Origin of the sequence: Kribbella antiqua (genome assembly GCF_004345665.1) — a bacterium.
Taxonomy (GTDB): domain Bacteria; phylum Actinomycetota; class Actinomycetes; order Propionibacteriales; family Kribbellaceae; genus Kribbella; species Kribbella antiqua.
Genome location: NZ_SLWR01000017.1, coordinates 30,907 through 52,985, shown reverse-complemented (window position 1 = coordinate 52,985; position 22,079 = coordinate 30,907). Strand labels below are relative to the sequence as shown.

Genomic DNA, 22,079 nt, shown 5'->3' with positions numbered 1-22,079 from the left:
TTGATTGCTCTCGGCATCATTGCCGCGGCGCTGGTGGCTCTGCCGGCGTCCGCGGACCGTTTTGGCTACCTTTGCCCGGCGCAACGAATCCGGGCCGGCCAACTTCCCCATCTTCCGTAGCACCGATGGCGGGGCCACCTTCGGCGCCGCACCGATCAGTACGATCAGCTCGAACACCGCCGGCTGGGATCTTGGCGCACCTGTCATCTACGAGGTCCCGCGCACGGCCAACGGATTGAATGCCGGTGACCTGCTCGCCGCCGGTACGGCGTGGGACGAGGGCAGCTTCACCGCGCAGAAGATCGAGGTCTTCAAGAGCACCAACCATGGCGCGAGCTGGCAGTACCTGTCGAACTGCACCCAGACGAGCGGACAGCCGAACACGATCGGCCAGGGCATCTGGGAGCCATGGTTCCTGCTCGCGCCGAACAACACGCTGGCCTGCTTCATCTCCGACGAACGGCCCGCCGGTTCGCCTACCAACAACCAGATCATCGGGCACTACACGTCGACCAACGGCGGCCAAAGCTGGAGCGGCAGCATCACGCCGGACGTCGCGTTCCCGAACGACAACCTCGCCCGGCCGGGGATGTCGATCATCACCGCGCTGCCGAACGGCCAGTTCCTGATGACGTACGAGCTGTGCCGGGACGCGACCAACCCCGACCACGCCTGCGAGGTCTATCTCAAGACCAGTCCGGACGGCCTCAACTGGGCGCCGAGCGACAACCCCGGCACGCTGGCTCAGACGAGTGACGGCCGCCATCTGCTCCATACGCCGTACGTCGCCTGGGTGCCGGGTGGAGGACCTAACGGGACGCTGCTGCTCTCCGGGCAGCGAGTGGTCACTGGACCCACTGGCAACAAGGCGGTGATGGCGGAGTCGGGCTCGGTGGTGTTCGCCAACAAGTCACTGGGAACGGGCAGTTGGACCGAGGTCGAGGCGCCGGTGAATGTGAATCCGACCGGCAGCTACGGTCCTGGTGCCCCTGGCTGCCCGGGCTACAGTTCGCCGATCGTCCCGTCCTGGAACGGTACGTCGTTCCTCTACCTCGCTGCGACGTGGTTGGGAACCGGCAACCAGTGCCAGGTCCGCTTCGGCACCGGCACGATCCCCGGCCCGACCGGCGCCATCACTGGCCCGGCCGCCGCCGGCAAGTGTCTCGACGTCGACCACAACACTGCCGTGAACGGCAACGCCGTACAGCTGTGGACGTGCAACGGCGTACCCGGCCAGCAATGGACGATGACCACCGACGGCAGAATCCATGCCTTCGGCAAGTGTCTCGATATTGCCGGCAACGGGACGGCGAACTTCACCAAGGTCCAGCTGTGGGACTGCGGGACGGCCGGTGGTCAGGTCAGGTCTGGCAGCCGCAGGTCAACGGTGCGCTGCTGAATCTGCAGTCAGGCCGTTGCCTTGACAGTCCTGGCGGGGCGACCGCTGATGGAACGGATCTGCAGATCTAGGACTGCAACGGGCTCGATCCACAGAAGTGGAAGGTGCCGGTGTAGAACGCGTGAGCGGCCGCGGGGCTGATGCCTGCGGCCGCTCGGCGTTGGTCGAGGGCGACTACTGGATGTCGTCGTCTTGGCCGTCGAGGTTGTCGAGCTGGTCCTTGGCGAAGTCGGTGCCCTGGTCGATCTTCTCGCCGTACTGGCCGCCGGTCTTCTCGTCCGCGAACTCGCCGGCCTTGTCCACGCCTTCGCTGACCTTGTCGCCGTGCTCGTCGACGGCGTCGGTCGCCTTGTCCTTCAGGTTGTCGAACATGCCCATCGTCTTTCCCCGTTCTGTCGATGGTTGCGTGCACTACCTCTCCCGTTACTACCCGATCGGGCGAATCCCACACAAGCACAGCGAGCCGGAGAACGGTTGCCTTTGGATGAAACTTCGCTGTCACGTCAGCGAAATCGGTGGCTGAGATAAAGGCCTGACGGTTGTCCGCCACGACCTGGAGGGGGATTCGGTGAGCCTTGCTCAGCCCACGGACGCGGAGCTGGATGTGATGATCCGCGCGCGTCTGGCCTCGATCGGTATCGATCTCGATCAACTACCCGCGGGAAGTGCGCCGGACCCGGAGACCGGGAGCCCAGGCCGGGACTCGGTGCTCGCGAGTCTCAGGAGCTTCATGCGTACGACGGTGTTGCCGTTGAGCGCGTACTCCTTCGGCGCCGACGCGCTGCAGGTCGCGCCGCCGAAGCTCTACCCGTCGATCGACATCACCCGGGAGGCGCGATGAGTGCGCCGATGGACGAGCAGGTCGACCGGCGGTCGTTCCTCTATCGCGCGAGTGCTTTGGCCGCGGCGACGACCGTGGGTTCGATCGCGCTGCCGTCGATCGCGCATGCCGCTCCTGCGACAACCAGTACGGCGTTGGTCGACGTGCCGGCTCGATCGGTCGACGTCAGTGAGTTGACCATCGCCGAGGCGGCGACCCTGATCCGAAAGGGGCGCTTGACGCCTGAGCAGTTGCTCGAGGCCTATCTGGACCGGATCGGCAAGTTCGACTCGATCTATCAGGCGTTCAACCTGGTACTCGCGGACGAGGCGCTGGCTCGGGCGCGCACGCTGGGCCGGTCGCGGGGCGGCGCACTGCACGGAATCCCGCTGGCGATCAAGGACAACTACTACACCCGCGGCGTCACCACGACTGCCAACTCGTACCTCTTCGCCGACTTCGTCCCATCGTACGACGCGACCGCCGTACGACGACTGACTGCGGCCGGAGGCATTGTCTTGGGCAAGACCCAAATGGGGCCGTTGGCAACGACCCGGGCGACGACGCCCGACGGGCGGATCACCACGGTGAACGCGTGGACTCCGGCGGATCCCAGCACCGATCCAGGTGGTTCGTCGTCCGGCTCGGCAACGGCGGTCGCCGCGCGGATGGCGGCGTCGAGTGTGGGCACCCAGACAGGCGGCTCGATCACGGCGCCGTCGAACGCGCAGAACCTGACCGGCCTCAAGCCGACGATGGGCCGCGTCTCGCTGCACGGCATCGTGCCGCTGAGCTACACCCGCGATCACCCGGGTCCGCTCGCGCGCGACGCGATGGACGCGGCGATCATGCTGACCGCGATGGCGGGGGAGGACCCTGCGGATCCACGCACGCAAGGCTTGCCGCCGGTGCCGGACCTGGTGACCGCCGCGACTCCTGTGATCCGAAGTGGAAAGGTCCGTGCGCGCTGGCGCACGCGGATCGGCGTCATCCCCGGCTTCACCAGCGGTACCTCGGAGACTGCCGTCGCGCGGAAGACGGCGCTCGACGTACTCGCGGGGATCGACGGGCTGTCGGTGGTCGACGTCACGATGCCGGAGGAGTGGGACCTGCTCACGAACGCCGCGTTCAACAACGTGCGGCTGCCGGAGCGGAGCGAGCCGTTCCTGCCGATGCTGCGGTCGGACCTGCGGGGATTCGGGGTATCGGTCACCGGCTGGCTGCAGGGTGCGTTGCTCGGGGCAAACGAATACCTGATCGGCCAACGGGCAAAGGTATTGCTGCTGCAGCGGGTGCTGGACGACCTGTTCGAGCAGTGCGACGTCGTCGTACAGACCTCTCCGACGCCGTTCGACGCCCTCGGCCTGCCTGAGCTCGCTCTCCCGATCGGCTTCACCACCGCCGGCATCCCCATCGGCACAATCCTCGGCGGCAAACCCTACGGCGAGGACCGCCTCCTAGCGGTGGCCGCCGCCTACCAATCCGTCACCGACTGGCACCACCACCGCCCCGCCGATCCCGTCATCCCCACCGCGACTGCACGAACAACCGCGATCTCCGACCGCGGCCGCATCCTCGCCCACGAGGTCCCCGATCTGATGCAGTGACGCCTTTAGGAACGTCCCCGCGCCGTCGAAAGCCGGAGAATCATTCACCTTCAGGGTCGCCGAGGTCTTCTCGTCGGGCTATTAACCGGTTAACCTGCCCCTCGCGAACAGTAATCGGCTGGTCGCGGAGGGGAGGCGCGGATGGACTCGTTGGGGCGGGGGCTGCGGGTGGGGAGTCTTGCGGTGCAGGGGCTGGCGCCGGAGGTGGAACCGGCCGGGCCATTGACGGTGTCGCCGGAGTTTGCGACGGCGTACGACCAGGATCTCGACGACATCGCCCCGGTTCGGTACGGACGCTGGGGCCATCGGTCGGCCGAGCAGTTGGAGGAGTGTCTCGGGCGGCTGGATCGAGGCAGCTCGGTGGTCTTCAACAGCGGGATGGCAGCGGTGTCGTCGGTGTTGCTGGCCTTGGTGCGGCCGGGGGAGCGGCTGGTTCTGTTCGAGGGCGGGACGTACTACGAGACACGGCAGATCGCTGAGCAGTTGGCCGGTCGCGGTGTCGCCGTACGGGTGATCGCGAGCATGGCCGAATTACCGGAGGCGGTCGTCGGAGCTCGTCTGGTCGTGGTGGAGTCGCCGAGCAATCCGTTGCTCGACCTCTACGACTTGCGGGCCGTCGCGCGCATCGCCCACGACGCGGGTGCGATCGTTGCCGTCGACAACTCTGTCGCCTCGCCGCTCGGTCAATGCCCGCTGGAGCTCGACGCGGACCTGGTGATGTCGAGCGATGCCAAGGTGATCGGTGGTCACAACGATCTTGTCCTCGGACACGTGAGTACTCGCGATGACCAACTACTGAAGACATTGCAGGACTGGCGATACCTGCATGGCAGCATCCCGTCGGCGTTTACCTGCTGGCTGGCGCTGCGGTCGATCGGGACGCTGGAGCTTCGGGTCGAACGGCAGAACGCGAGCGCGGCGGCTCTGGTGAAGCTGCTCGCGTCGCGGCCGGAAGTCACCGGGTTGCGCTGGCCCGGGGCGCCGGCTGATCCGCAGCATCCGATCGCGGCGGCGCAGATGCGGCTCGGCGGCGGATTGTTGACATTCTGCTTGCCGGATCGCGCGTACCTGCACCGGTTCCTGCGTTCCTGCCGGCTGATCGTTCCGGCCACCAGCTACGGCGGGTTGCAGTCGACGGCGAACGACATCGGCGCTTGGCCGCATCTGAACGTCCCCGGCGGACTTGTGCGGATCTCCTGCGGTTGCGAAGACACCACCGATCTCGTTGACGACGTTCGGCAGGCGCTCGACCTCGCCGCGCTGAGCCTGACGGCCGGGCTGCCATGAACCACCTGCTTCTGGTCGGTGCCTGGCCAGAGCTGGCGAGCCGCCTCGTCGGCCTGCCCGGCCGGGTCACCCTGCTCCAGCTCGACGGGATGCCCGGCGGCAGTGACCTCACGCCGTACGCGCGCTGGGCGGCGGACCTCATCCACGCGCCGTGGGATCAGCCCGCCAAGGTGGTCAAGCTCGCGGCGGAGCTGCACGCGCGCGATCCGTTGGACGTGGTGGCCGGGTACGGCGAGTTCACGCTGAGCGCGGTCACGGCGATCGCGCAGCACTGCGGGATCCGGTCGGTCCCTGGTCCGGCGGATCAGCGGCCGGGCAAGGCCGCGCAGCGCGCAATGCTGGCGGCCGGTGGCTGCATGCCGGTGCGATGTCTGGTGTGCGATGGCCCGGATGACGTACGGCGCTTCGCGGCCGGACGGCCGGTCATCCTCAAACCCGACCTTGGGAACGGCAGTCTCGGCGTCTTCGCGGTAACCGATGCCTGCCGGATCGACGAGGGATGGCGGTGGGTTCGGGCCGCGGGGCTGGGTGCGGTGCTGGCGGAGGAGATGCTGGCGGGGCCGGAGTTCAGCGTTGAGACCCGCTCGGTCGAGGGCCGGCATGAGGTGCTGATGGTGACCGAGAAGTTCACCTCCGGCCCGCCGCACTTCGTCGAAGTCGGTCATGTCATGCCCGCTCGCACCGCTGCCGGGCCGTCGCTGGAGGATGAGGCGGTACGCGCGTTGATCGCACTCGGGCACGCCGACGGACCGGCACATGTGGAACTCATACTGACCGAGGCCGGGCCTGCTGTCGTCGAGGTCAATCGACGGCTGGGTGGTGATCGCATCTGGGAATTGCTTCAGCTCAGCACCGGCATCGACGTACTGCGTCTTGTGCTCCTCGATGCGCTTGGCAAACCTCCTGTTGTCGATCGTTCGGTCGACGCAGCGGCCGCGATTCGCTTTGTGCACGGGGATGCGGCGATGTTTGCCGATGGGCCGCCGGTCCAGCCGACGTCGGTCGCGGCTGTGCCGGGCCTCGTTCGCTTCCGGTGGGAGCCGACGACCTATCACCGGCGGCTTGGCCATGTCCTCACTCACGCCGCGGATCCTTCTCGTGCCGTTCACGCGGCCGAGCAGGCGTGCGCTTCCTTCCCCGATCGTCCGCCGGCGGGCACGGTCACCTGACGTGCGGGCCGAGGGCGTGGCGTGAGGTGAGGCCGAGTTTGCGGAGAGCTCGGGACACGTGATCCTCGACGGTGCTGACGGTCAGCCCAAGCGTCGCCGCGATCTGGGCGTTGGTGAGTCCCTCGGCGGCTAGCCGCGCCACCTCCAGTTCGCGCGGCGAGAGGGTATTGCCGTAGCCGCGGCGGCCGCGACTGCGAGGAACGGCGACGCCGGCTGCACGAAGGGCGTCCTGGCAACGACGCGCATCCCCATGCGCGCCCATCGCTTCGTACGCACGGGCTGTCGACTTCAATGGCTCCTGGTTGCCCTGAGCAAGTAACAGCAGACCTTGCTGCTCGAGTACGACGCACTCGTCGTACTGCCGGCCGATCGCCCGATACCGAGCGGCCGCCTGCGAGAACAGGCTCACCGATTGCTGTACGACGGCCTCGGCGTGCAGGGCAGCCGCGGTGGCAGCAGGTGCATCCAGGCCTGAGACGATGGCGGTGAACTCGGTCGCGAGTCGTCTCGCGTCCTCGGTGCGGCCTTCGTGGAGCAACGCCGTACAGGTGACCACGATCAGGTCGCCGGCCGACACCCAGCCGGACTTGCGTCGTACCAGGGCCAGGCAGCGGTCGAGGTCGTGGGCGAGGGCTGCGGATGCGGCGGCATGGACCGGTAGTGGGCCGAGTTCGGTGCGGGTCACGACCGAGGCAAGCAGTTCTTTGCCTGCGGCAACATCACCCTGGGCCAGCCGCAGCCGGGCGTCGATGAGGTCGACCTCGGCTTGGACGAGCGGCAGGCCTGCCGCTGCGGCCCGTGCGCGCGTCAGTTGCTCCGCGATGACGGCCCAATCGCCGGAGTGAAACGCCAGCCGGAGCCGCGTGACGGCCGCGACCGCGCTGTCGTCAGAACGTTCGAGGAGAGCCGAGGCCCTACGCGCGTGACCCAGCCACGCAAGAGCACCCGCAACCTCGAATCCCTCCACCACATCGACCTCGCCGAGTGCCAGCCGGAAGCGTGCCTGGTTGATCCTTACAGCGGCATCCGGCGCGTCGCCGACCAGTGAGAGCGCTCGCTGCATCCACGCGCGGTGCTCGAAGATCGGCTCGGTGCCGAAGATCGGGACAGCAAGCGCGGACATCGCCCAGGCTGCCGATGCCGGGTCCTCGGCCAGTTCGTCGATCGCAGCAGTCAACTCACGCCGACCGGCCGGGATATCGCCGGCTCGATCGTGCAACAGCAGTCCGAGCGCCAGCCGGAGTCGACCTCTCGCCGTACTGCGCGCCGGGAACTCGGCAAGGACCGCCTGAACGGTGGTGACGGCGTCTTGCCACTGCGGACCTGCCAGCGCGGTCCGGCCGAGCTTGGCAGCCAGCCGGGCGCGATCCGCCCAGGGGAGCGCCTCGACCTGCAGCATCGCGGCGTACTGCTCCGCGTCCGCCGACTGGTCCGCAGCGAGTTCGGCGTGCGTCAGCCAACCGTCGATCACCCCACCCCGGCGAAAGTGCCCAGCGATCCGCGCATGTGGTGGCGGCTCGACTTCCGCCAATGCGGTCGCCGCCTGCCGATGCAAACGTCGTACCTCATCTGGCGGAATCGTTGCCCTGACCGCTCTTCGGGCGAGGGGATGTCTGAGGTCGTACAGGCCTGGTCGGGCCTCGTGGAGGAGGCCGCGTGCCAGGGCACGGTCGACGGCATCGGTCAGCGCGGAGCGGGTTATGCCGGACACCGCGCCCAGCAAGTTCTCCGGCGCGGCTGTGGCCAGGACGGCCGCGGCACAGACCACGCGCCGGCAGGAATCCGGCACCTCCTGGAGACGCACGGCCATGGATGCGCGTAAGGAGACCGGCGCGGGCGTTTCCGCCAAGGCACGACGTACCTGCTCCTCGATGTCCGCACCGTCCGGCACCTGACGCAGGAACTCCTCCACTGCGAAAGGCAGGCCGCCGGTGTGCCGCGCGAGTTCGTCGGTGAGTGCCATCGGCAACAGATCCAGTCCGAGCAACTGGGCCGAGAGCTCCCGTACGGCGCCTCGGTCGAGCGGATCGACTCGTACCTCTGTCGTCCGCGCGCCACTCCCAGCCAGCGACGTGATGTCGTCTTGATGCCGAGCGTCCTCCGGCCGGTATGTGACCACCAGCGTGATCCGGCCGGCGAAAGACCTCAACATTTGAAGGGCGTCCGGTGAAGCCCAGTGGATGTCCTCGATCAGTACGACGGCCGACCCGGCCGCCGACCCGAGGACCTCCTCGACAACCGGAGCCGAGTCTTCGTACGGCCGGCACTGCGCAGTGAGCCAGCGAGCGGGGTGCCGGGCCGCAACCTCCGAGATGAGTCTGGTCTTGCCGACCCCGGCCTCGCCGACCACCAGGACCAGGCCAGACGGCATCCTGAGCGCATCGTGCAGCAGCCGAAGCTCGTGGTCCCGCCCGACCAGCCGGGCCGAACCAGTCGATCCGAGCTCCTCCGCGATCCTCACCACCGCCATCTGCTTGCTCCCCCTCGTGACCGTTCCCCCGACGGCGTCGCTTTATGCGTCAGCGTCGCATCTGTCGCATCCGTCGCATCCGTCGCTGCGCTGCCATCGCGGCGCCACTGATGAGAATCACCAGCAACATCGCCAGCGACCACCGCCGCAGCACCTGCACGGTCCTGTCATCTCCTTCAGCAGGTACGGCGGCAACCCGCGGCGCGGCGCGGACAACAACCGGCGTACTCGGCGCTGCGGACGGCGGCGGGGTCGGCGGCACTGTCGGCGGCACTGTCGGCGGAACTGACTGCGGCGGTCGCACCGGCACCGACGTGTCGCCTTGTGGCAAGACCGGAGTCGGAGTCCGGGAGGACGGCGCCGTCGTCCGGGACTGCGTCGGCCGGGGAGTGCCCGGCTCGTCCGGTGGCGGCGGCGGTGGTGGTGGTGCAGCCGTCCCAGTCGGTGTCGCTGTTGGCCGCGGTGATGGTGGCGGCGTCGACGGTTTCTGAGTGGGAGTAGGCGTAGGTGTCGGTGGAGGAGGCGGAGGCGGTGACTGGACGACCTGCTTGAGACAGCCCGCCGCGTCGCTCCGGGCCAACGGCTTCCACGACGACAATTCCTTGGACGACCCGTCGAACCCGATCCGGAACAGTTGACTTCGCCTCCCGTGCCCGGTGTGGACGGCGTACAACTCCGAAGGCCCCACCACAACGGAGCTGTACGAGTCCTGCCAAGGCGCGCCCGGCACAGTGGCGATCACCCGAACGGCACCGGACATCGGGTCAAGGCTCACCACCTTCGCCACATGCCCGAACGTGGAGATCCCGTAGAGCAGTCCCGTCGAGGGATCGGCCGCGAAGTCGTCCACGTCTGTCGCCAGGGACGCGGGTGACAGCCAGACCACCTTCAGCACACTCTGGTACGACCTACTCCGCGGATCGATGTCCAGCGTGTAGAGCCGGTGCACGTCCCGCACGTACAACCGGGTGCTGGTGGCCGCCCCGGCCGTGGGCTCGGCGATGCCACCGATCCCGTATCGCACCGGACCGAGGGTCCGAAGCGTCCCGCGGCGGTCGACGGTGACCAGCTGCGGCCGGCGCAGCAGCCAGCCGAGCTTGTCGTGCGTCGCGATGCCGTAGACGAGGTCCTGGCTCGCCGAGTAACCCGCCGCGCGGACCTGGTAGTCGAGTACGCCGAGGTCGGTCGTCGTACCTGATGCAACATCCACTCGGACCAGCCGGGACCGCGAGGTGAAGCCAGCCGACTGAAAGTCCAAGAAAGAACAGGCCGTCGCTGCAGTAGCCGGACCAGTGGTCAAGAAGCCCGTGGCCAGGCAGAACGCGGCCAGAGCTCGGAGACCCTTAGCCACTGTCACTCAGTCGGGCGAGCGCGGACACGAAGGCGTCGGGCCCGACATCGGCCCCGCCGCTGAACGGGTTCTGCAGCTGGTAGATCGCGAACAGCAGCAACCCGATCGCACCCGACAGCATCGACACCATGAACGCATACGAGTAGATGCCCGGCCCGCCGAACATGAACATCAGCGCAACCGACATCACGCTGCCGATCAGGATCGCGAACCAGACCACCCCGCTGACATCGCTGCCGCTCGAGTTCAGCCGGACCTGACGGGCCTGGTAGACGTTCCAGATCTGGTTCGCGGCCTCGACCCGGCTGTCCTCTTGCCGGTCGGTCGTCGTCTTCGTCTGCTCGACCGTGTTCCGCAGCTCGGCCAGCAACGTCCAGCCTTCGCTGCCGACGACCCGTCCCGCCCGCATCGCCGGCCACTCCCGCTCCGACACCACGGTCGCATACGACTTGGTCAGGTCCTGGACCCTGGACTTGGCCGGTTCGGGTAGCGAGTTGCCCGCCCACTGCACGGCGACGAGCGCGTTCGCTTCGTCGTACGTCGTGTCCCTGGCCTTGTCCATCCCGTCGAACAACGAGATCAGCACGAACGCGGCGATCACCACGTTGACCCCGCCGACGATGGTGAACACCTGGCCGGCGACCTCGTTGTTGGCCTCCCGCCCCTCCCGCTGCCGCGCCTTCCGCAGTACGACGGCCAGCACACCGGTCGCCAGCATCATTCCGCCGACCCACAGCAGGCCGGTCGCAAACAGACTCATGATTGCCTCACCGCTGCCGGGAGCGTGAAGCGAACGGTCTCCCGCGTCACCTCACGCTCGATCACCTCACCTGGGTCGAGTCGCGCGATCACCTCGTCGACCAGCGCCGGGGGAGCGGACGCACCCGCGGTCAGGGCAACAACCTCGACTCCCTCCAGCCAAACGTCTTGTACGTCGTTCACGTCGTCGATCAGGTACGCCGTCGTACCGTTGCGCACGGCAAGTTCGACCAGCCGCTTCGAGTTCGACGAGTTCGCCGATCCGACCACGAGCACCAGATTCGCCTCCGCAGCGACGGCAGCAAGCGCGGTCTGGCGATTGGTGGTCGCGTAGCAGATGTCGGCCTCGCTGGGTCCGCGCAGCTCGGGAAACTTGTTGCGCAGGGCATCCACCACGGCAGCGGTCTCGTCCACAGCCAGCGTGGTCTGGGTCAGGTAAGAGACGGGACCCTCGATCTCGAGCTCCGCCACGTCTTCCACCGTCTCGACCAGCACGGCCGGAGCTTCCCCGAGCGTTCCTTCAACCTCTTCGTGCCCGGCATGCCCGATCAGTACGACGGTGTCGCCGCGCGCGGCATAGCGCCGAGCCTCCGCATGGACCTTGGTCACCAGCGGACAGGTCGCGTCAACGACGTCCAGTCCGCGGCGAGCGGCCTCGGCGTGGACGGCCGGCGCGACACCATGCGCGGAGAAGACGACGGTCGCGTCGTCGGGAACTTCGTCCAGTTCGTCGACGAAGACCGCGCCCCGAGCCCTCAAGTCCTCGACCACATGCGTGTTGTGCACGATCTGCTTGCGGACGTAGACAGGTCCGGGCCGCGAGCTCAGTAGTCTTTCGACAATATCGATCGCGCGCTCGACACCGGCGCAGAACGATCGTGGCGAGGCCAGCAGAACTGTCCTCATGTGCATCCCCCTTCACTTCAGTAGTCGCGGCGTGTGGCCAGCCTGGCGAGCCTTTCCAGATCCGTGGCCGCGGGCGCGAGCGCCCCGGATGCCGTCAGTTCCCCCAACGAGGCAGCCAGCAGGGCATCAGCCTGTGCTTGGCTCGTCTCGCGTCCACCAGCCGCTTCGATCAGTGCGGCTGCTTCCATGAGTTCGGCGTCCGTCAGCTCGCCGTCTTGCTTGTAGAGGGCCGCCAGTTCGCGGCCGGCCGCCGTACCGGAGGACAATGCGGCAACCACCGGGAGGGACTTCTTCCGCCTCCGCAGGTCGGAGTACACGGGCTTGCCGGTGACGGCTGGCTTGCCCCAGATCCCCAGCAGGTCGTCGACGTACTGATAGGCCAGCCCGAGGTCCTCGCCGTACAGCCTGAGGTGGTCGATCTGGTCCGGTCTGCCGCCGCCGAAGAGCGCGCCGAGGGCGGCGCAGCACCCGAGTAGCGCGCCGGTCTTGAGCTGCGCCATACGCACGCATTCGGACGGTACGACGTCGTCCCGCGTCTCGAAGTGCGCATCGGCCAGCTGCCCGTCGACCAGCTCCTGTACGGCGGCCCCGAGCATGCGAGCGGCATCACCGCGACACGGGTGACCGCTGGCCACGAGGACATCGAAGGCCAGGCCGAGCAGGGCATCCCCGGCCAGGATCGCCGGACCGAGCCCGAACACCGTCCAGGCCGTGGCGCGATGCCTGCGGGCGGTGTCGCAGTCCATCACATCGTCATGCAGCAAGGAGAAGTTGTGGACCAACTCGACCGCGACCGCGGCCGGCAGCGCGGCTTCCGTCGTACCTCCGACTGCCTGTGCGGTCAGTAGCACCAGCGCTGGACGGATGGCTTTACCGCCGTCGGCATGAGCCGGACGGCCGTCCTCGTCTTCCCAGCCGAAGTGATAGGCGACAATGCGCTTTGTTGCTGGCGGCAAACTGTCGACAGCGGCTCGCAAGGCGGGCTCGACCTGCCCCCGGCTCCAGGCAAGGACATCGGCCGCGGACCGGTCATCTTGAAGAGTAGACATCGCGTCGCTCCTCATGCGCCGAGTTCGACGTTCTCCAGGACGCCGAGGGCGTCCGGGACGAGCACTGCCACCGAGTAGTAGGTGCTGACCAGGTAGGAGATGACCGCCTTATCGTTGATGCCCATGAAGCGGGCGTTCAGGCCGGGCTCCACCTCGTCCGGCAGGCCGGTCTGCCGTAGGCCGATGACGCCTTCGTCGTCGGCGCCCGTACGCAGGACGAGGACCGATGTGGTGTTGGTAGCGGAGATGGGAATCTTGTTGCTCGGCAGCAGCGGTACGCCGCGCCACGCGTGCACGCGCCGGCCCTCGACCTCGACGGTCTCCGGATAGACGCGCCGCTTGGTGCACTCCCGGCCGAACGCCGCGATCGCCCGCGGATGCGCGAGCAGCAGTCGTGGTTTGCGCCGCCGGGTCAGCAGCTCGTCGAAGTCGTCGGGCGTCGGCGGACCGGTGCGGGTGTAGATGCACTGCTTGTAGTCAGCGTTGTGCAGCAGACCGAAGTCGCGGTTGTTGATCAGCTCGTGCTCCTGCCGCTCGCGCAGGGCCTCGATGGTGAGCCGCAGCTGCTGCTCGGTCTGGTCCATCGGCTCGTTGTAGAGGTCGGCCACCCGGGTCTGCACCCGCAGGATGGTCTGCGCGACGCTCAGCTCGTACTCCCGCGGCGCCGGGTCGTAGTCGACGTACGTCCCAGGTAGTGCGTCCTCACCCGCATGCCCGGACGCGACCTCGATCTCCGCCTCGCCGGCCTTGTTCTGCGCCGGTTTCGGCCGTCGTCGTACGGCGTCCAGATGGTCGCGCAACGCCTCGGATCGCTCCAGCAGCTCGTTGAAGTCCGACCGGCTCAGCTTGAGCACGATGCAGCTGGTCAGTGCCTTGGCGGTGAACTCCCAGAGGTTCTCCGGCGGCTCGACCATCAGCTGCTCGCCGAGATAGTCGCCGTCGGCAATCGTGCCGAGATCCGTCCCCGCGCCGTACTCACCCACGCCGGTCTTGGCAACCTTGCCATGGGCAATCAGTACGACGTCGTCCACCCGGCTGCCGAACTCTGCCACGACCTGGCCGGGCTCCAGCTCCTCACGCCGGAACCGATCGGCCAGGGCGGCGAGGACCTCGGGGTCGCCGAAGTCCCGCAACGGTGGGAGCTCGGTGAGCTCGGCCGGGATGACCCGGACGTCGGAACCGGTGACGTCGAAGCTGAGACGGCCGTCGCCAAGTGTGAACGTGGTCCGCCGGTTCACCCGGTAGGTGCCGCCGGTGGTCTCCACCCAGGGCAGCATCCGGAGCAGCCAGCGGGGCGAGATGCCCTGCATCTGCGGGACGGACTTGGTGGTGGTGGCCAGCTGCCTCGCGGCGGCTGTGCTCAGGCTCAGCTGATCGACCGCTGTCATGCCGCACCGACCTTTCTGTGGATCCGGAATGCCGACGTGCCAAGGCCAGTGGCTGGTCTGGGTCGACGGTGGGGCAGGGCGGACTGTTCGTAGCGGTGGCAGCCTTGGTGCCAGACGAGGATCCCGGACATCCAGTTCTGCAGTTCCTCGGCATAGCCTGTGACGGCCCGCCGAACGTCGTCGTCCAGACCGAAGTCCGTGCACAGCGCGGGAAGGTCGTCCGCGACGAGTTGCTCGAACTGCCGCATCCGCGCGGTCATCAGCTCGTTCACCACTTCGAGTGCCCGGTTCTTGTCACAGGCAAGGAAGTTCTCGACGACCCGGACGCCGTTGTGGAAGTCGCCGTCGTACTGGATCTCCTTCTGGTACGAGAAGACGTCGTTCAGCAGGCAGGCGTAGTCGGCGGCCGCGTTCTCCAGCGCCTGGATCGGCCGGGAGCGGTAGACCTCTGCTGGGATCCGGTTGCCATGGCCGATCCGGCACAGGCTCATAGTGAGGTCGGAGCCGAACGTCCGCCGCCGCATCTCGATGTAGTCGACCGGGTCGGGGATCCGGTTCTGGGCGAGGTTGGCCAGCTCCCACAGCCAGCTGTCCGTCATGGTGTCCACCGTCTGCCGGAACAGCCGGCGGTCCGCGGTGTGCATCCGTCCGGCGGTCCGCGACCACAGATCGGCAAGACTACGTTCCAGCGGAGTCACCGGTGCCGGAGTGGCCGCGTCCTCGACGGGCATGAATTGGGACAGTCGCGCGTTGGTCGTCTTCGCTGCGGCCAGATCGCGCCGCGGACCGAAGACCGCCGGATAGTAGTCATCGGCATAGGTGCCCCAGGCAAGCCATTGACTGGACAAGGCCAGGTCATCCGCCGACGCATCCGGGTGGATCCCCGCCGCGCAGAGCGCAAGGTCGAACTGCTCCAGCATCCGCGGGTCCCAGATCGTCCCGTCACTGATCCCCATCCGTGCGCCCCACTCCAGTACGGCGTCACGCGCGACGGCCAGATGTGGACTGCACTTCGCGGCGTAGGGCATGTAGATCGGCGGCAGCACACTCGCCCCGACAGCCTGGAACAGAACAAAGCTGTGACTGCGGATCCGGTACGGCGCACTCGCCACGAGCGAGGTCATGATGCGCGCGGCCGACGTACCGAGCCCGGTCGGACCACCGAGCGCCGCTGTGCCACCGTTGTTCATGTACCGGCTGGACCGCAGATGCCACTCATGACCGCCGGACTGCCGGTCCTGCAGGCCTTTCACATAATTCAGCACAGCGAGCCGGCCGGGCAGATCGACCTGATGTTCTTCGAACAACCGGGGGACCTCGGTGACGGCTGTGTTCTCGAACTGGTGCAGCCGCGAGGTGAGGATGTCGTTCACCAGTCCCGCGGCCTGCTGCACACCACAGTCCAGGAAGCGTTCCACAACCAGGACGCCGTTGTTCAGTTCGCCTTCCTGCTCGACCTCGCGCTGGTAGGAGAACAGGTCGTTGCGCAGGTGGACCGCGTCGGAGAACGTGTCGCTGAGCACCTGCATCGGTCGCGTGCCGGCGATCTCCACCGGCACTTCGGCGTTCGCGGCGTACTCGACCAGGTTCGCCGACCACGGGGCTCCGCCGACCTTACGACGCATCTCGACGTACTCGATCGGGTTGGGCAGGCGGCCAGTGCTGATGTTCGCGAGCTCCCACAGGGATTCCGCGAGCAGCGCCTCGGTGGTCTGCCGGAACCGCTGCCGCCAGCCGGGCGACATCGACGGGACCGTGCGGGTCCAGAGGTCGGCGAGACCGCGCTCCACCGGGTTCTCCGGGGTTTCGGTGATCTCGCCGTTGGTCGGCATGAAGGCGGGCAGGCGGTCCAGGTACGCCTTGGCGGCCGGGATGTCACGCGTCTTCTTGTAAAGCTCGAGGAAGTGGTCGTCGAAGTAGAACACCCACACGTACCAGTCCGTCACCAGGTCGAGCGCCGGGCCGGTCGCGTCCGGATGCGTGTAGGCGCAGAGCAGGGCGTAGTCGTGGGAGTCGAAGTCGTGCTCGTCCCAGATCGCCTTGCCTTGCTGAGGTCTATCGATCATGTCGAACTCGTAGGCCCAGGTCTTACTGTGCGCCCGGGCACCCTCCAGGTTCGGGTTGATCCTGGCGGGGTAGGGCACATAGAAGTCGGGCAGCTCGTAGGGCTGCGCCACGCGTCAGCCCTCGCGGCCGATCTCCACGTTTTCGAGGATGCCGAGCGCGTCGGGGACCAGTACGGCGGCTGAGTAGTACGCGCTCACCAGGTAGTTGATGATCGCCTTCTCGCTGATGTTCATGAACCGCACCGACAGCCCCGGCTCGTACTCGTCCGGCAGCCCGGTCTGGTGCAGGCCGATGACGCCCTGGCTGTCCTCGCCGGTCCGCATCAGCAGGATCGAGCTGGTCCGGGTCTCGCTGATCCCCAGCTTGTTGCACGGGAAGATCGGGACACCACGCCAAGCCGGCAGCCGGTGGCCGCCGACGTCGATGGTGTCGGGGTAGATGCCGGCCCTCGTGCACTCCCGGCCGAACGCCGCGATCGACCGCGGATGGGCCAGGAAGAAGGCGGGTTCCTTCCAGACCAGGCTGAGCAGTTCGTCCATGTCGCCTGGCGTCGGCGGGCCGCTGCGGGTCGGGATCCGCATGCCCAGGTCCGCGTTGTGCAGCAGGCCGAAGTCGCGGTTGTTGACCATCTCGTGTTCCTGCCGCTCGCGCAGGGCCTCGATGGTGAGCCGCAACTGCTGCTCGGTCTGGTCCATCGGGTGGTTGTAGAGATCCGCGACCCGGCTGTGCACGCGGAGCACGGTCTGGGCGACGCTCAGCTCGTACTCGCGGGGCGACGTCTCGTAGTCGACGTACGTACCGGGCAGGTCCGACTCGCCCTCGTGTCCGGCGGCCAGTTCGATGGCGGCTTCGCCGTACTCGTTGCTCTGGAGTTCGGGGCTGTTGCGGAAGTCTTCGACGTGTGCTCGCAGGCTGTCGGACTGGGAGACCAGTTCCTCGAAAGATGCCTGCGACAACGTCAGCAGCGTGACCGGTGTGATCGCCTTGACGGTGTACTCCCAGAAGTCGTCGGACTCCAGGATCGCCTTGTAGGTAAAGTGATCGCCGTCGACCAGGGTCTCGAGCACCGACTCGTCGCCGTACTTGCCGAGACCGATCTTGTTCACCTTGCCGTGCGCGATCAGGCAGATCTGGTCGGCCGGGCGGCCGCGCTCGACGATCACGTCGCCGGGCTGGAACTCCTGCTGGACAAAGCGATCCGCGAGCGCGGACAGCACCTCGACATCGTCGTAGCTGCGCAGCAGGGACAGCTCGCAGAGCTCCTGCGGGATCACCCGGACCTCGGAACCCGTGGTGGTGAAGGTCACCCGGCCGTCGCCGACGGCGTAACTCAGCCGGCGGTTGACCCGGTACGCGCCGCCCTTGGCTTCCACCCACGGCAGCAGCTTCAGCAACCACCGCGAGGTGATGCCCTGCATCTGCGGTTCGGACTTGGTCGTGGTCGCCAGGTTGCGGGCGGCGGCGGTGCCGAGGCTGAGCTGTGGCTGCTGTCCGTTGGCGTTGACATCCGGTTCGGTCAAGGTCATATCTGAACCCCCAGAAGGCGTTTTTGAATCGGCGCTGTAGGGCGCACTGCTCTACGGGTGGGAGCATCCACCCGTAGAGCAGGGAAAATGGCCGAATTCGACTAGTAGGCGGGTCCCCCAGTAGGCCCTGTGTCTGTCCCCCCGGCCTGTACATCACAAACAGTAACCGGCCGGTGACCGAGGTCGTCAAGACGTTTGCGTTGGCAACTTGTTTCGGACGTCGCCAACCCCCGAAACAATGCGATGGGCACCCCGACGAAATGCCGGGTACCCACGAGACATCAGCTCCCAAACGCTTGTTTCATTCGGGGTCAGAGTGCGATGAGCACCTTCCCGGAGGAGTCGGAGTCCTTGGCCACGGCGAAGGCCTCGACCGCTTGGCCGGCCGGGAACTCGTGGGTGATCACCTGCTCGAAGTGCGGGTTGGCGTCCAGCAGTGCGACCGCGTGGTCGATCTCGTCGTTGAAGCGCATCGTCCCGCGCAGCTGGATCTCGCGGGAGACGAGCGGCGACAGGTTCACCGGCCGCGGTTCGTTCGGCGGGATCCCGACCAGTACGACGATGCCCGCCCGCCGCGCCGCATCGAGCGCACCGGTGATCGCCGTGGCGATGCCCGTGCACTCGAGTACGACGTCGAACCGCCCGGACGGGATCTGCTCGACGCCGACCTGAACAGTGCCGTGCACGCCGAGCCGTTGCGCCCTGTGCAGCGGACCTTTCAGCACGTCCGTTGACACCACCTCGGCGGCACCGAGGCTTACAGCGGCCGCGGCGGCGAGCAGACCGATTGCGCCGGCGCCGGAGACGAGCACCCGCTGATCCTTGACACCGCCGGCGATGGCGATGGCATGCAGCGCGACGGCGAGCGGTTCGGCGAGGGCGGCGCGACGCAGCGGCAGGGACGCCGGTAGCAGCCGGACCATGTCCTTGCGTACGACGATGAACTCGCTCATGCCGCCCTGGGTGTGCGGCCAGGTGGACGCACTGCCGAGGTAGGCGCCGCCTGGCCAGAGGTGCGGGCGATCCTCGATACCTGGCTCGGGATTGCCGAAGGTGGCGGGGTGGATGGTGACCGGCGTACCGGCTGCCCACTCGCCCGACGGGTCGAGGTCGACGGTGCCCGAGAGTTCGTGTCCGGGCACCAGCGGCTCGCGTACGACGTACTCGCCGTTCGCGCCTTCGTTGTAGTAGTGCAGGTCGGAGCCGCAGATCCCGCCGTACGCCACCTTCAGGCGGACCTGACCGATCCCGGGATCCGGCGTTGGCAGTTCGGTCTCGGTCAGCTCGAGCTTGCCCTGGATGACGATCGCCTTCATCGGGCTCCTTCGGTCAGGCGGCGGGGTAGGGCTAGTTTGCCTGAGTCCGTAGGGCGGTGGTCGTTGTGGTGAAGCCGTAGCACTGGCGGACGTTGTAGACGGTCGCGTCCAGGCAGTACGACGGAGACGTCGTACCGACCGCGTCTTCGAGCATCACCACGTCGTAGCCGAGGTTGGCTGCGTCGGTGAGGGTGTTGAGGACGCATTGGTCGGCGTTGACACCGGCGAAGAGCAATGTGTCGACGCGGAGGTTGCGGAGGATCGAGTCGAGCGGCGTGTCGACGAAGCCGCTCATCCGGTACTTGTCCACCTGGATGTCGCGGGCGTCGACTTTCAGGTTGTCGACAATCGCGGCGGCCCAGGAGCCGGCTTGCAGGACCGGTGATCCGGACGGTCCGGTCGTCGAGCCGATGCCGTTGCCTTCCGCCGCCGGGTCGTACACGTGCCGCACGCCCGGCGGCAGGTTGGCCTGGTCCGGGCGGTTGCCCCAGTTGACCCACACCACCGGCACGTCGCGAGATCTCAGCCACGGCAGGAAGTCGGCGAGTACGGCGATCGGTGCCTGGGCGCCGGAGATGTCGACGCCGATGCCGGCGAGCCAGCCGTCGGGGTGGCAGAAGTCGTTCTGCAGGTCGATCACGACGATCGCCGTACGCGCGAGATCGATCGTCAACTGCTGCGGCTGGGCGTCGAAAGTCACCGGCGACGTCGGTAGCGGTGGCCGGCGCAGGTCGGCGGTGGTGGAGGTCAAGGTCCAGTCGTTGCGGGTCATCTCGGCTCCGGGACGATGGGGCGATGGGCGCGGTGGGGGCGATCAGGTGATCGGCAATCAGTCGATCAGGGCGAGCAGCGAGCGGTCGGCCTCAGGGCCGCCGACCAGGCAGAGTCCGGCGGGCAACGTTCCGACTCGCGCGGTCGGGATGCTGAGCGCGGGCAGTCCGGCGAGGGATGCGAGGCAGGTCAGGCGCAGAGTGCCGGCGCGGATCGTGTCGATGGTGGCGGCGTCGGCATCGACAGGCGGAGCCGGACTCGCCGAACTCGGCAGCGCGAGTACGACGCCAGGGGGCAGCAGCTCACGCAATTGCGAACGGGCCTCGGCCAGGATCGAGCGCGCAGCCTCGACGTCGGAAACCTCGGCACCGGACCGGAAGCGTGCTTCCACCGCGGGCTCGAACTCCCCGGGATGCGCCGCGACGAACTCCCCATGGATCCGCCAAGCCTCGGCCGACTGCACCTTGCGGAACGCCAGGAACCACTCCTCCAGCGCGGCACGGTCCACGTCGACCTCACGCACCGGAAGGTCCAACCGCAGCATCAGCGCCCGCAGCGCCGCCTCGACTGCGAGTCGTGTGTCGGGTGCTGCCAACTCCATCAACGTGGGCGCGACGAGCAACTCCCGAGCCGGCATGACCTCGGCGGCAGGCAGCAACACCTCAGCACCAGCCGCGAGTACGGCGCCTGTCCGCGCGAGCAGCCCAACCGCGTCGAACGACGGCGCCAGCGCGACCAGGCCGGATCTGTCCACGACATCATGCGTCGTACGCAGTCCATAAAGGCCGCAGTACGACGCCGGGACGCGAATCGAGCCGGCCGTGTCGGTGCCGAGACCGAGGTCGGCGTGGCCGGCGGCGACCGCAGCCGCTGACCCGCTACTCGAGCCGCCGGTGATCCGGCCAGGTGCGGCGGGATTGAGAGGTGTGCCGTAGTGGATGTTGGTGCCGGCCAAGGAGAAGGCGAGCTCATCGGTCTGCGCGATCCCGACGACATCCGCGCCTGCGTTCAGCAGCGCGGCAACCGCGCCGGCATGTGCCGACTCCACAGATGCTTCAGCCAGCCAAGCCGGATTGCCGGCGCCGATCCGCTGGCCTGCCACCGCAAAGAGGTCCTTGACCGCAACCCGCAAGTTGCTCAGCGGACCCTCTGCACCTTCCACCAATGGCTTGTCGCCGGGTGCGATGCGCCAGGCGACCGGATCGATCGGAAGCTCCACCGGACGAGCGGGCGGCGCCGTCGAGACGTGGGCGACGGTTACGACCCAGCCTTTGGGCAACCGCTGCCATAGCTGGGTTTGGATGCCGGTGGTGCCGTCTGGGCGGGAGGTCTCGGCCATCAGCACGACCGCGTCGGGCGTGAGCTCGCGTAGATGTACGCGCTCCAGCGTTCGGGGCGGAACGCCAGGCCGCCCAGCCCGGAACGCGGCGATGTGCTCGTGCCCGACCAGCACCGCACCACCGTCGGCTCGCAGCGTCTCCGAGCCTTCGGCGAACAGTTCGTCCAGCACAGGTACGTCGTTGGCGAGCAGGGCCCGCTCATAACGCATGAATGCCTGCAGCAATGAGTTCATCGGAGCCGATCGTAGGTAGCAATCAAGCGGTGGCGGGTGGTCGCACGCAGATGCTTACGTGCGGGAAACATGCTCGTCACCGTGGACAATCAAGACGACGCAGGGCTCGGCGCTCGCCCGGCGGAAGCGGTGCAGCGTGCCGCCGGGGTAGTGGATCGACTCGCGCGCTTTTACTGTCGTGAAGTTGCTCGCGGCATCGTCGCTCACACGCGTCTCCACCTCCAGCGTGCCGGTCACGACGTACAGGAACTCCGGCCGGGCGTGGGTGAAGAACTCCTCGTACGACGTGCCGATCTCGGCGAACTCGGTGATGTCGACGCCACCCTCGTGCAGCAGGAGTCGCGTGCCGGCGCCGATCAACGGCGTCTCCTCGGCCGATGACGACACCTCGGCGAGCAGCGCCTGTTGCGTCGTACCGAGTGCCTCGGCGATGAGGAACAGCGACCGCATCGAGGGTCGCGCGCGGCCGCGCTCGATCTGGCTGAGGAACGGATGTGACAGCCCGGTCACCGCGGCGATCTCCACCAGCGTGCGCTGGCGGGTGTGCCGCAGGGCGCGGATCGCCGTCCCCAGCCGGGCGTCGACCTCGTCCTGATTCATACAGCAGATCCTCCGCGGAAA

Annotated in this window: 18 protein-coding genes; 5 read left to right on the top strand and 13 right to left on the bottom strand. The window is 67.5% G+C overall.

Annotated elements, in window-relative coordinates; all coding sequences use genetic code 11:
• The first annotated feature begins 61 nt into the window (after positions 1-61).
• A complete protein-coding gene (locus EV646_RS40450; RefSeq protein ID WP_241996541.1) occupies positions 62-1,399 on the top strand; it encodes a ricin-type beta-trefoil lectin domain protein in 1,338 nt (445 codons plus the stop codon).
• Positions 1,400-1,573: 174 nt separating this feature from the next.
• On the opposite strand, the gene EV646_RS35680 is transcribed toward EV646_RS40450, so the two are convergent.
• Positions 1,574-1,771 carry an antitoxin gene (locus EV646_RS35680; RefSeq protein WP_241996540.1) on the bottom strand — a complete coding sequence of 66 codons (198 nt, stop codon included), beginning with the start codon at positions 1,769-1,771 and terminating at the stop codon, positions 1,574-1,576.
• Between the two features lie 196 nt (positions 1,772-1,967).
• Between EV646_RS35680 and EV646_RS35675 the strand changes: the two genes are divergently transcribed.
• From EV646_RS35675 to EV646_RS35660, 4 genes are all read left to right on the top strand, one after another.
• Complete coding sequence (locus EV646_RS35675; RefSeq protein WP_199237382.1) at positions 1,968-2,240, top strand: hypothetical protein; 273 nt, start codon at positions 1,968-1,970, stop codon at positions 2,238-2,240.
• Positions 2,237-3,826 carry an amidase gene (locus tag EV646_RS35670; RefSeq protein ID WP_132156677.1) on the top strand — a complete coding sequence of 530 codons (1,590 nt, stop codon included), beginning with the start codon at positions 2,237-2,239 and terminating at the stop codon, positions 3,824-3,826. Before EV646_RS35675 ends, EV646_RS35670 begins: the two co-directional genes overlap by 4 nt.
• A gap of 141 nt (positions 3,827-3,967) precedes the next feature.
• Positions 3,968-5,113: an aminotransferase class I/II-fold pyridoxal phosphate-dependent enzyme gene (locus tag EV646_RS35665; RefSeq protein WP_132156675.1), complete on the top strand. Its 1,146-nt coding sequence runs from the start codon at positions 3,968-3,970 to the stop codon at positions 5,111-5,113.
• On the top strand, positions 5,110-6,282 hold the full coding sequence (locus EV646_RS35660; RefSeq protein ID WP_132156673.1) for an ATP-grasp domain-containing protein: 1,173 nt from the start codon (positions 5,110-5,112) through the stop codon (positions 6,280-6,282). Before EV646_RS35665 ends, EV646_RS35660 begins: the two co-directional genes overlap by 4 nt.
• On the opposite strand, the gene EV646_RS35655 is transcribed toward EV646_RS35660, so the two are convergent.
• From EV646_RS35655 to EV646_RS35600, 12 genes are all read right to left on the bottom strand, one after another.
• Positions 6,275-8,752: a LuxR C-terminal-related transcriptional regulator gene (locus EV646_RS35655; protein ID WP_132156671.1), complete on the bottom strand. Its 2,478-nt coding sequence runs from the start codon at positions 8,750-8,752 to the stop codon at positions 6,275-6,277. The genes EV646_RS35660 and EV646_RS35655 overlap by 8 nt on opposite strands.
• A gap of 49 nt (positions 8,753-8,801) precedes the next feature.
• The gene (locus EV646_RS35650; protein ID WP_241996539.1) at positions 8,802-9,962 is read right to left on the bottom strand and encodes a DUF6923 family protein; all 1,161 of its coding nucleotides are present in this window, start codon (positions 9,960-9,962) and stop codon (positions 8,802-8,804) included.
• Positions 9,963-10,095: 133 nt separating this feature from the next.
• On the bottom strand, positions 10,096-10,863 hold the full coding sequence (locus EV646_RS35645; protein ID WP_132156667.1) for a bestrophin-like domain: 768 nt from the start codon (positions 10,861-10,863) through the stop codon (positions 10,096-10,098).
• Complete coding sequence (gene ispH / locus EV646_RS35640; RefSeq protein ID WP_338419310.1) at positions 10,860-11,768, bottom strand: 4-hydroxy-3-methylbut-2-enyl diphosphate reductase; 909 nt, start codon at positions 11,766-11,768, stop codon at positions 10,860-10,862. The genes EV646_RS35645 and ispH overlap by 4 nt, the downstream gene beginning before the upstream one ends.
• A 17-nt stretch (positions 11,769-11,785) precedes the next feature.
• Positions 11,786-12,817, bottom strand: coding sequence for a family 2 encapsulin nanocompartment cargo protein polyprenyl transferase (locus EV646_RS35635; protein ID WP_132156663.1), 1,032 nt, complete (start codon positions 12,815-12,817; stop codon positions 11,786-11,788).
• An 11-nt stretch (positions 12,818-12,828) separates the two neighbouring features.
• Positions 12,829-14,205, bottom strand: a complete 1,377-nt coding sequence (locus EV646_RS35630) for a family 2B encapsulin nanocompartment shell protein (RefSeq protein WP_132156661.1) — start codon at positions 14,203-14,205, stop codon at positions 12,829-12,831.
• Positions 14,202-16,382 (bottom strand): terpene synthase family protein, encoded by a 2,181-nt coding sequence (locus EV646_RS35625; protein WP_132156659.1) that lies wholly within the window; start codon positions 16,380-16,382, stop codon positions 14,202-14,204. Before EV646_RS35625 ends, EV646_RS35630 begins: the two co-directional genes overlap by 4 nt.
• A 3-nt stretch (positions 16,383-16,385) precedes the next feature.
• A complete protein-coding gene (locus tag EV646_RS35620; RefSeq protein WP_132156657.1) occupies positions 16,386-17,798 on the bottom strand; it encodes a family 2B encapsulin nanocompartment shell protein in 1,413 nt (470 codons plus the stop codon).
• Between the two features lie 311 nt (positions 17,799-18,109).
• On the bottom strand, positions 18,110-19,114 hold the full coding sequence (locus tag EV646_RS35615; protein WP_132156655.1) for a zinc-binding dehydrogenase: 1,005 nt from the start codon (positions 19,112-19,114) through the stop codon (positions 18,110-18,112).
• A 31-nt stretch (positions 19,115-19,145) separates the two neighbouring features.
• Positions 19,146-19,886 carry a cysteine hydrolase family protein gene (locus EV646_RS35610; RefSeq protein WP_132156653.1) on the bottom strand — a complete coding sequence of 247 codons (741 nt, stop codon included), beginning with the start codon at positions 19,884-19,886 and terminating at the stop codon, positions 19,146-19,148.
• Between the two features lie 57 nt (positions 19,887-19,943).
• Positions 19,944-21,458 carry an amidase gene (locus tag EV646_RS35605; protein ID WP_132156651.1) on the bottom strand — a complete coding sequence of 505 codons (1,515 nt, stop codon included), beginning with the start codon at positions 21,456-21,458 and terminating at the stop codon, positions 19,944-19,946.
• Positions 21,459-21,512: 54 nt separating this feature from the next.
• Positions 21,513-22,058, bottom strand: coding sequence for an XRE family transcriptional regulator (locus EV646_RS35600; protein ID WP_132156649.1), 546 nt, complete (start codon positions 22,056-22,058; stop codon positions 21,513-21,515).
• Between the last annotated feature and the right edge of the window lie 21 nt (positions 22,059-22,079).

Bases quoted from the DNA above. Each gene is read 5' to 3' on its own strand.
- EV646_RS35680 (WP_241996540.1), bottom strand. From the start codon at position 1,771: ATGTTCGACAACCTGAAGGACAAGGCGACCGACGCCGTCGACGAGCAC.
- EV646_RS35670 (WP_132156677.1), top strand. From the start codon at position 2,237: ATGAGTGCGCCGATGGACGAGCAGGTCGACCGGCGGTCGTTCCTCTAT.
- EV646_RS35665 (WP_132156675.1), top strand. From the start codon at position 3,968: ATGGACTCGTTGGGGCGGGGGCTGCGGGTGGGGAGTCTTGCGGTGCAG.
- EV646_RS35660 (WP_132156673.1), top strand. From the start codon at position 5,110: ATGAACCACCTGCTTCTGGTCGGTGCCTGGCCAGAGCTGGCGAGCCGC.
- EV646_RS35655 (WP_132156671.1), bottom strand. From the start codon at position 8,752: ATGGCGGTGGTGAGGATCGCGGAGGAGCTCGGATCGACTGGTTCGGCC.
- EV646_RS35645 (WP_132156667.1), bottom strand. From the start codon at position 10,863: ATGAGTCTGTTTGCGACCGGCCTGCTGTGGGTCGGCGGAATGATGCTG.
- ispH (WP_338419310.1), bottom strand. From the start codon at position 11,768: ATGAGGACAGTTCTGCTGGCCTCGCCACGATCGTTCTGCGCCGGTGTC.
- EV646_RS35635 (WP_132156663.1), bottom strand. From the start codon at position 12,817: ATGTCTACTCTTCAAGATGACCGGTCCGCGGCCGATGTCCTTGCCTGG.
- EV646_RS35630 (WP_132156661.1), bottom strand. From the start codon at position 14,205: ATGACAGCGGTCGATCAGCTGAGCCTGAGCACAGCCGCCGCGAGGCAG.
- EV646_RS35620 (WP_132156657.1), bottom strand. From the start codon at position 17,798: ATGACCTTGACCGAACCGGATGTCAACGCCAACGGACAGCAGCCACAG.
- EV646_RS35615 (WP_132156655.1), bottom strand. From the start codon at position 19,114: ATGAAGGCGATCGTCATCCAGGGCAAGCTCGAGCTGACCGAGACCGAA.
- EV646_RS35610 (WP_132156653.1), bottom strand. From the start codon at position 19,886: ATGACCCGCAACGACTGGACCTTGACCTCCACCACCGCCGACCTGCGC.
- EV646_RS35605 (WP_132156651.1), bottom strand. From the start codon at position 21,458: ATGAACTCATTGCTGCAGGCATTCATGCGTTATGAGCGGGCCCTGCTC.
- EV646_RS35600 (WP_132156649.1), bottom strand. From the start codon at position 22,058: ATGAATCAGGACGAGGTCGACGCCCGGCTGGGGACGGCGATCCGCGCC.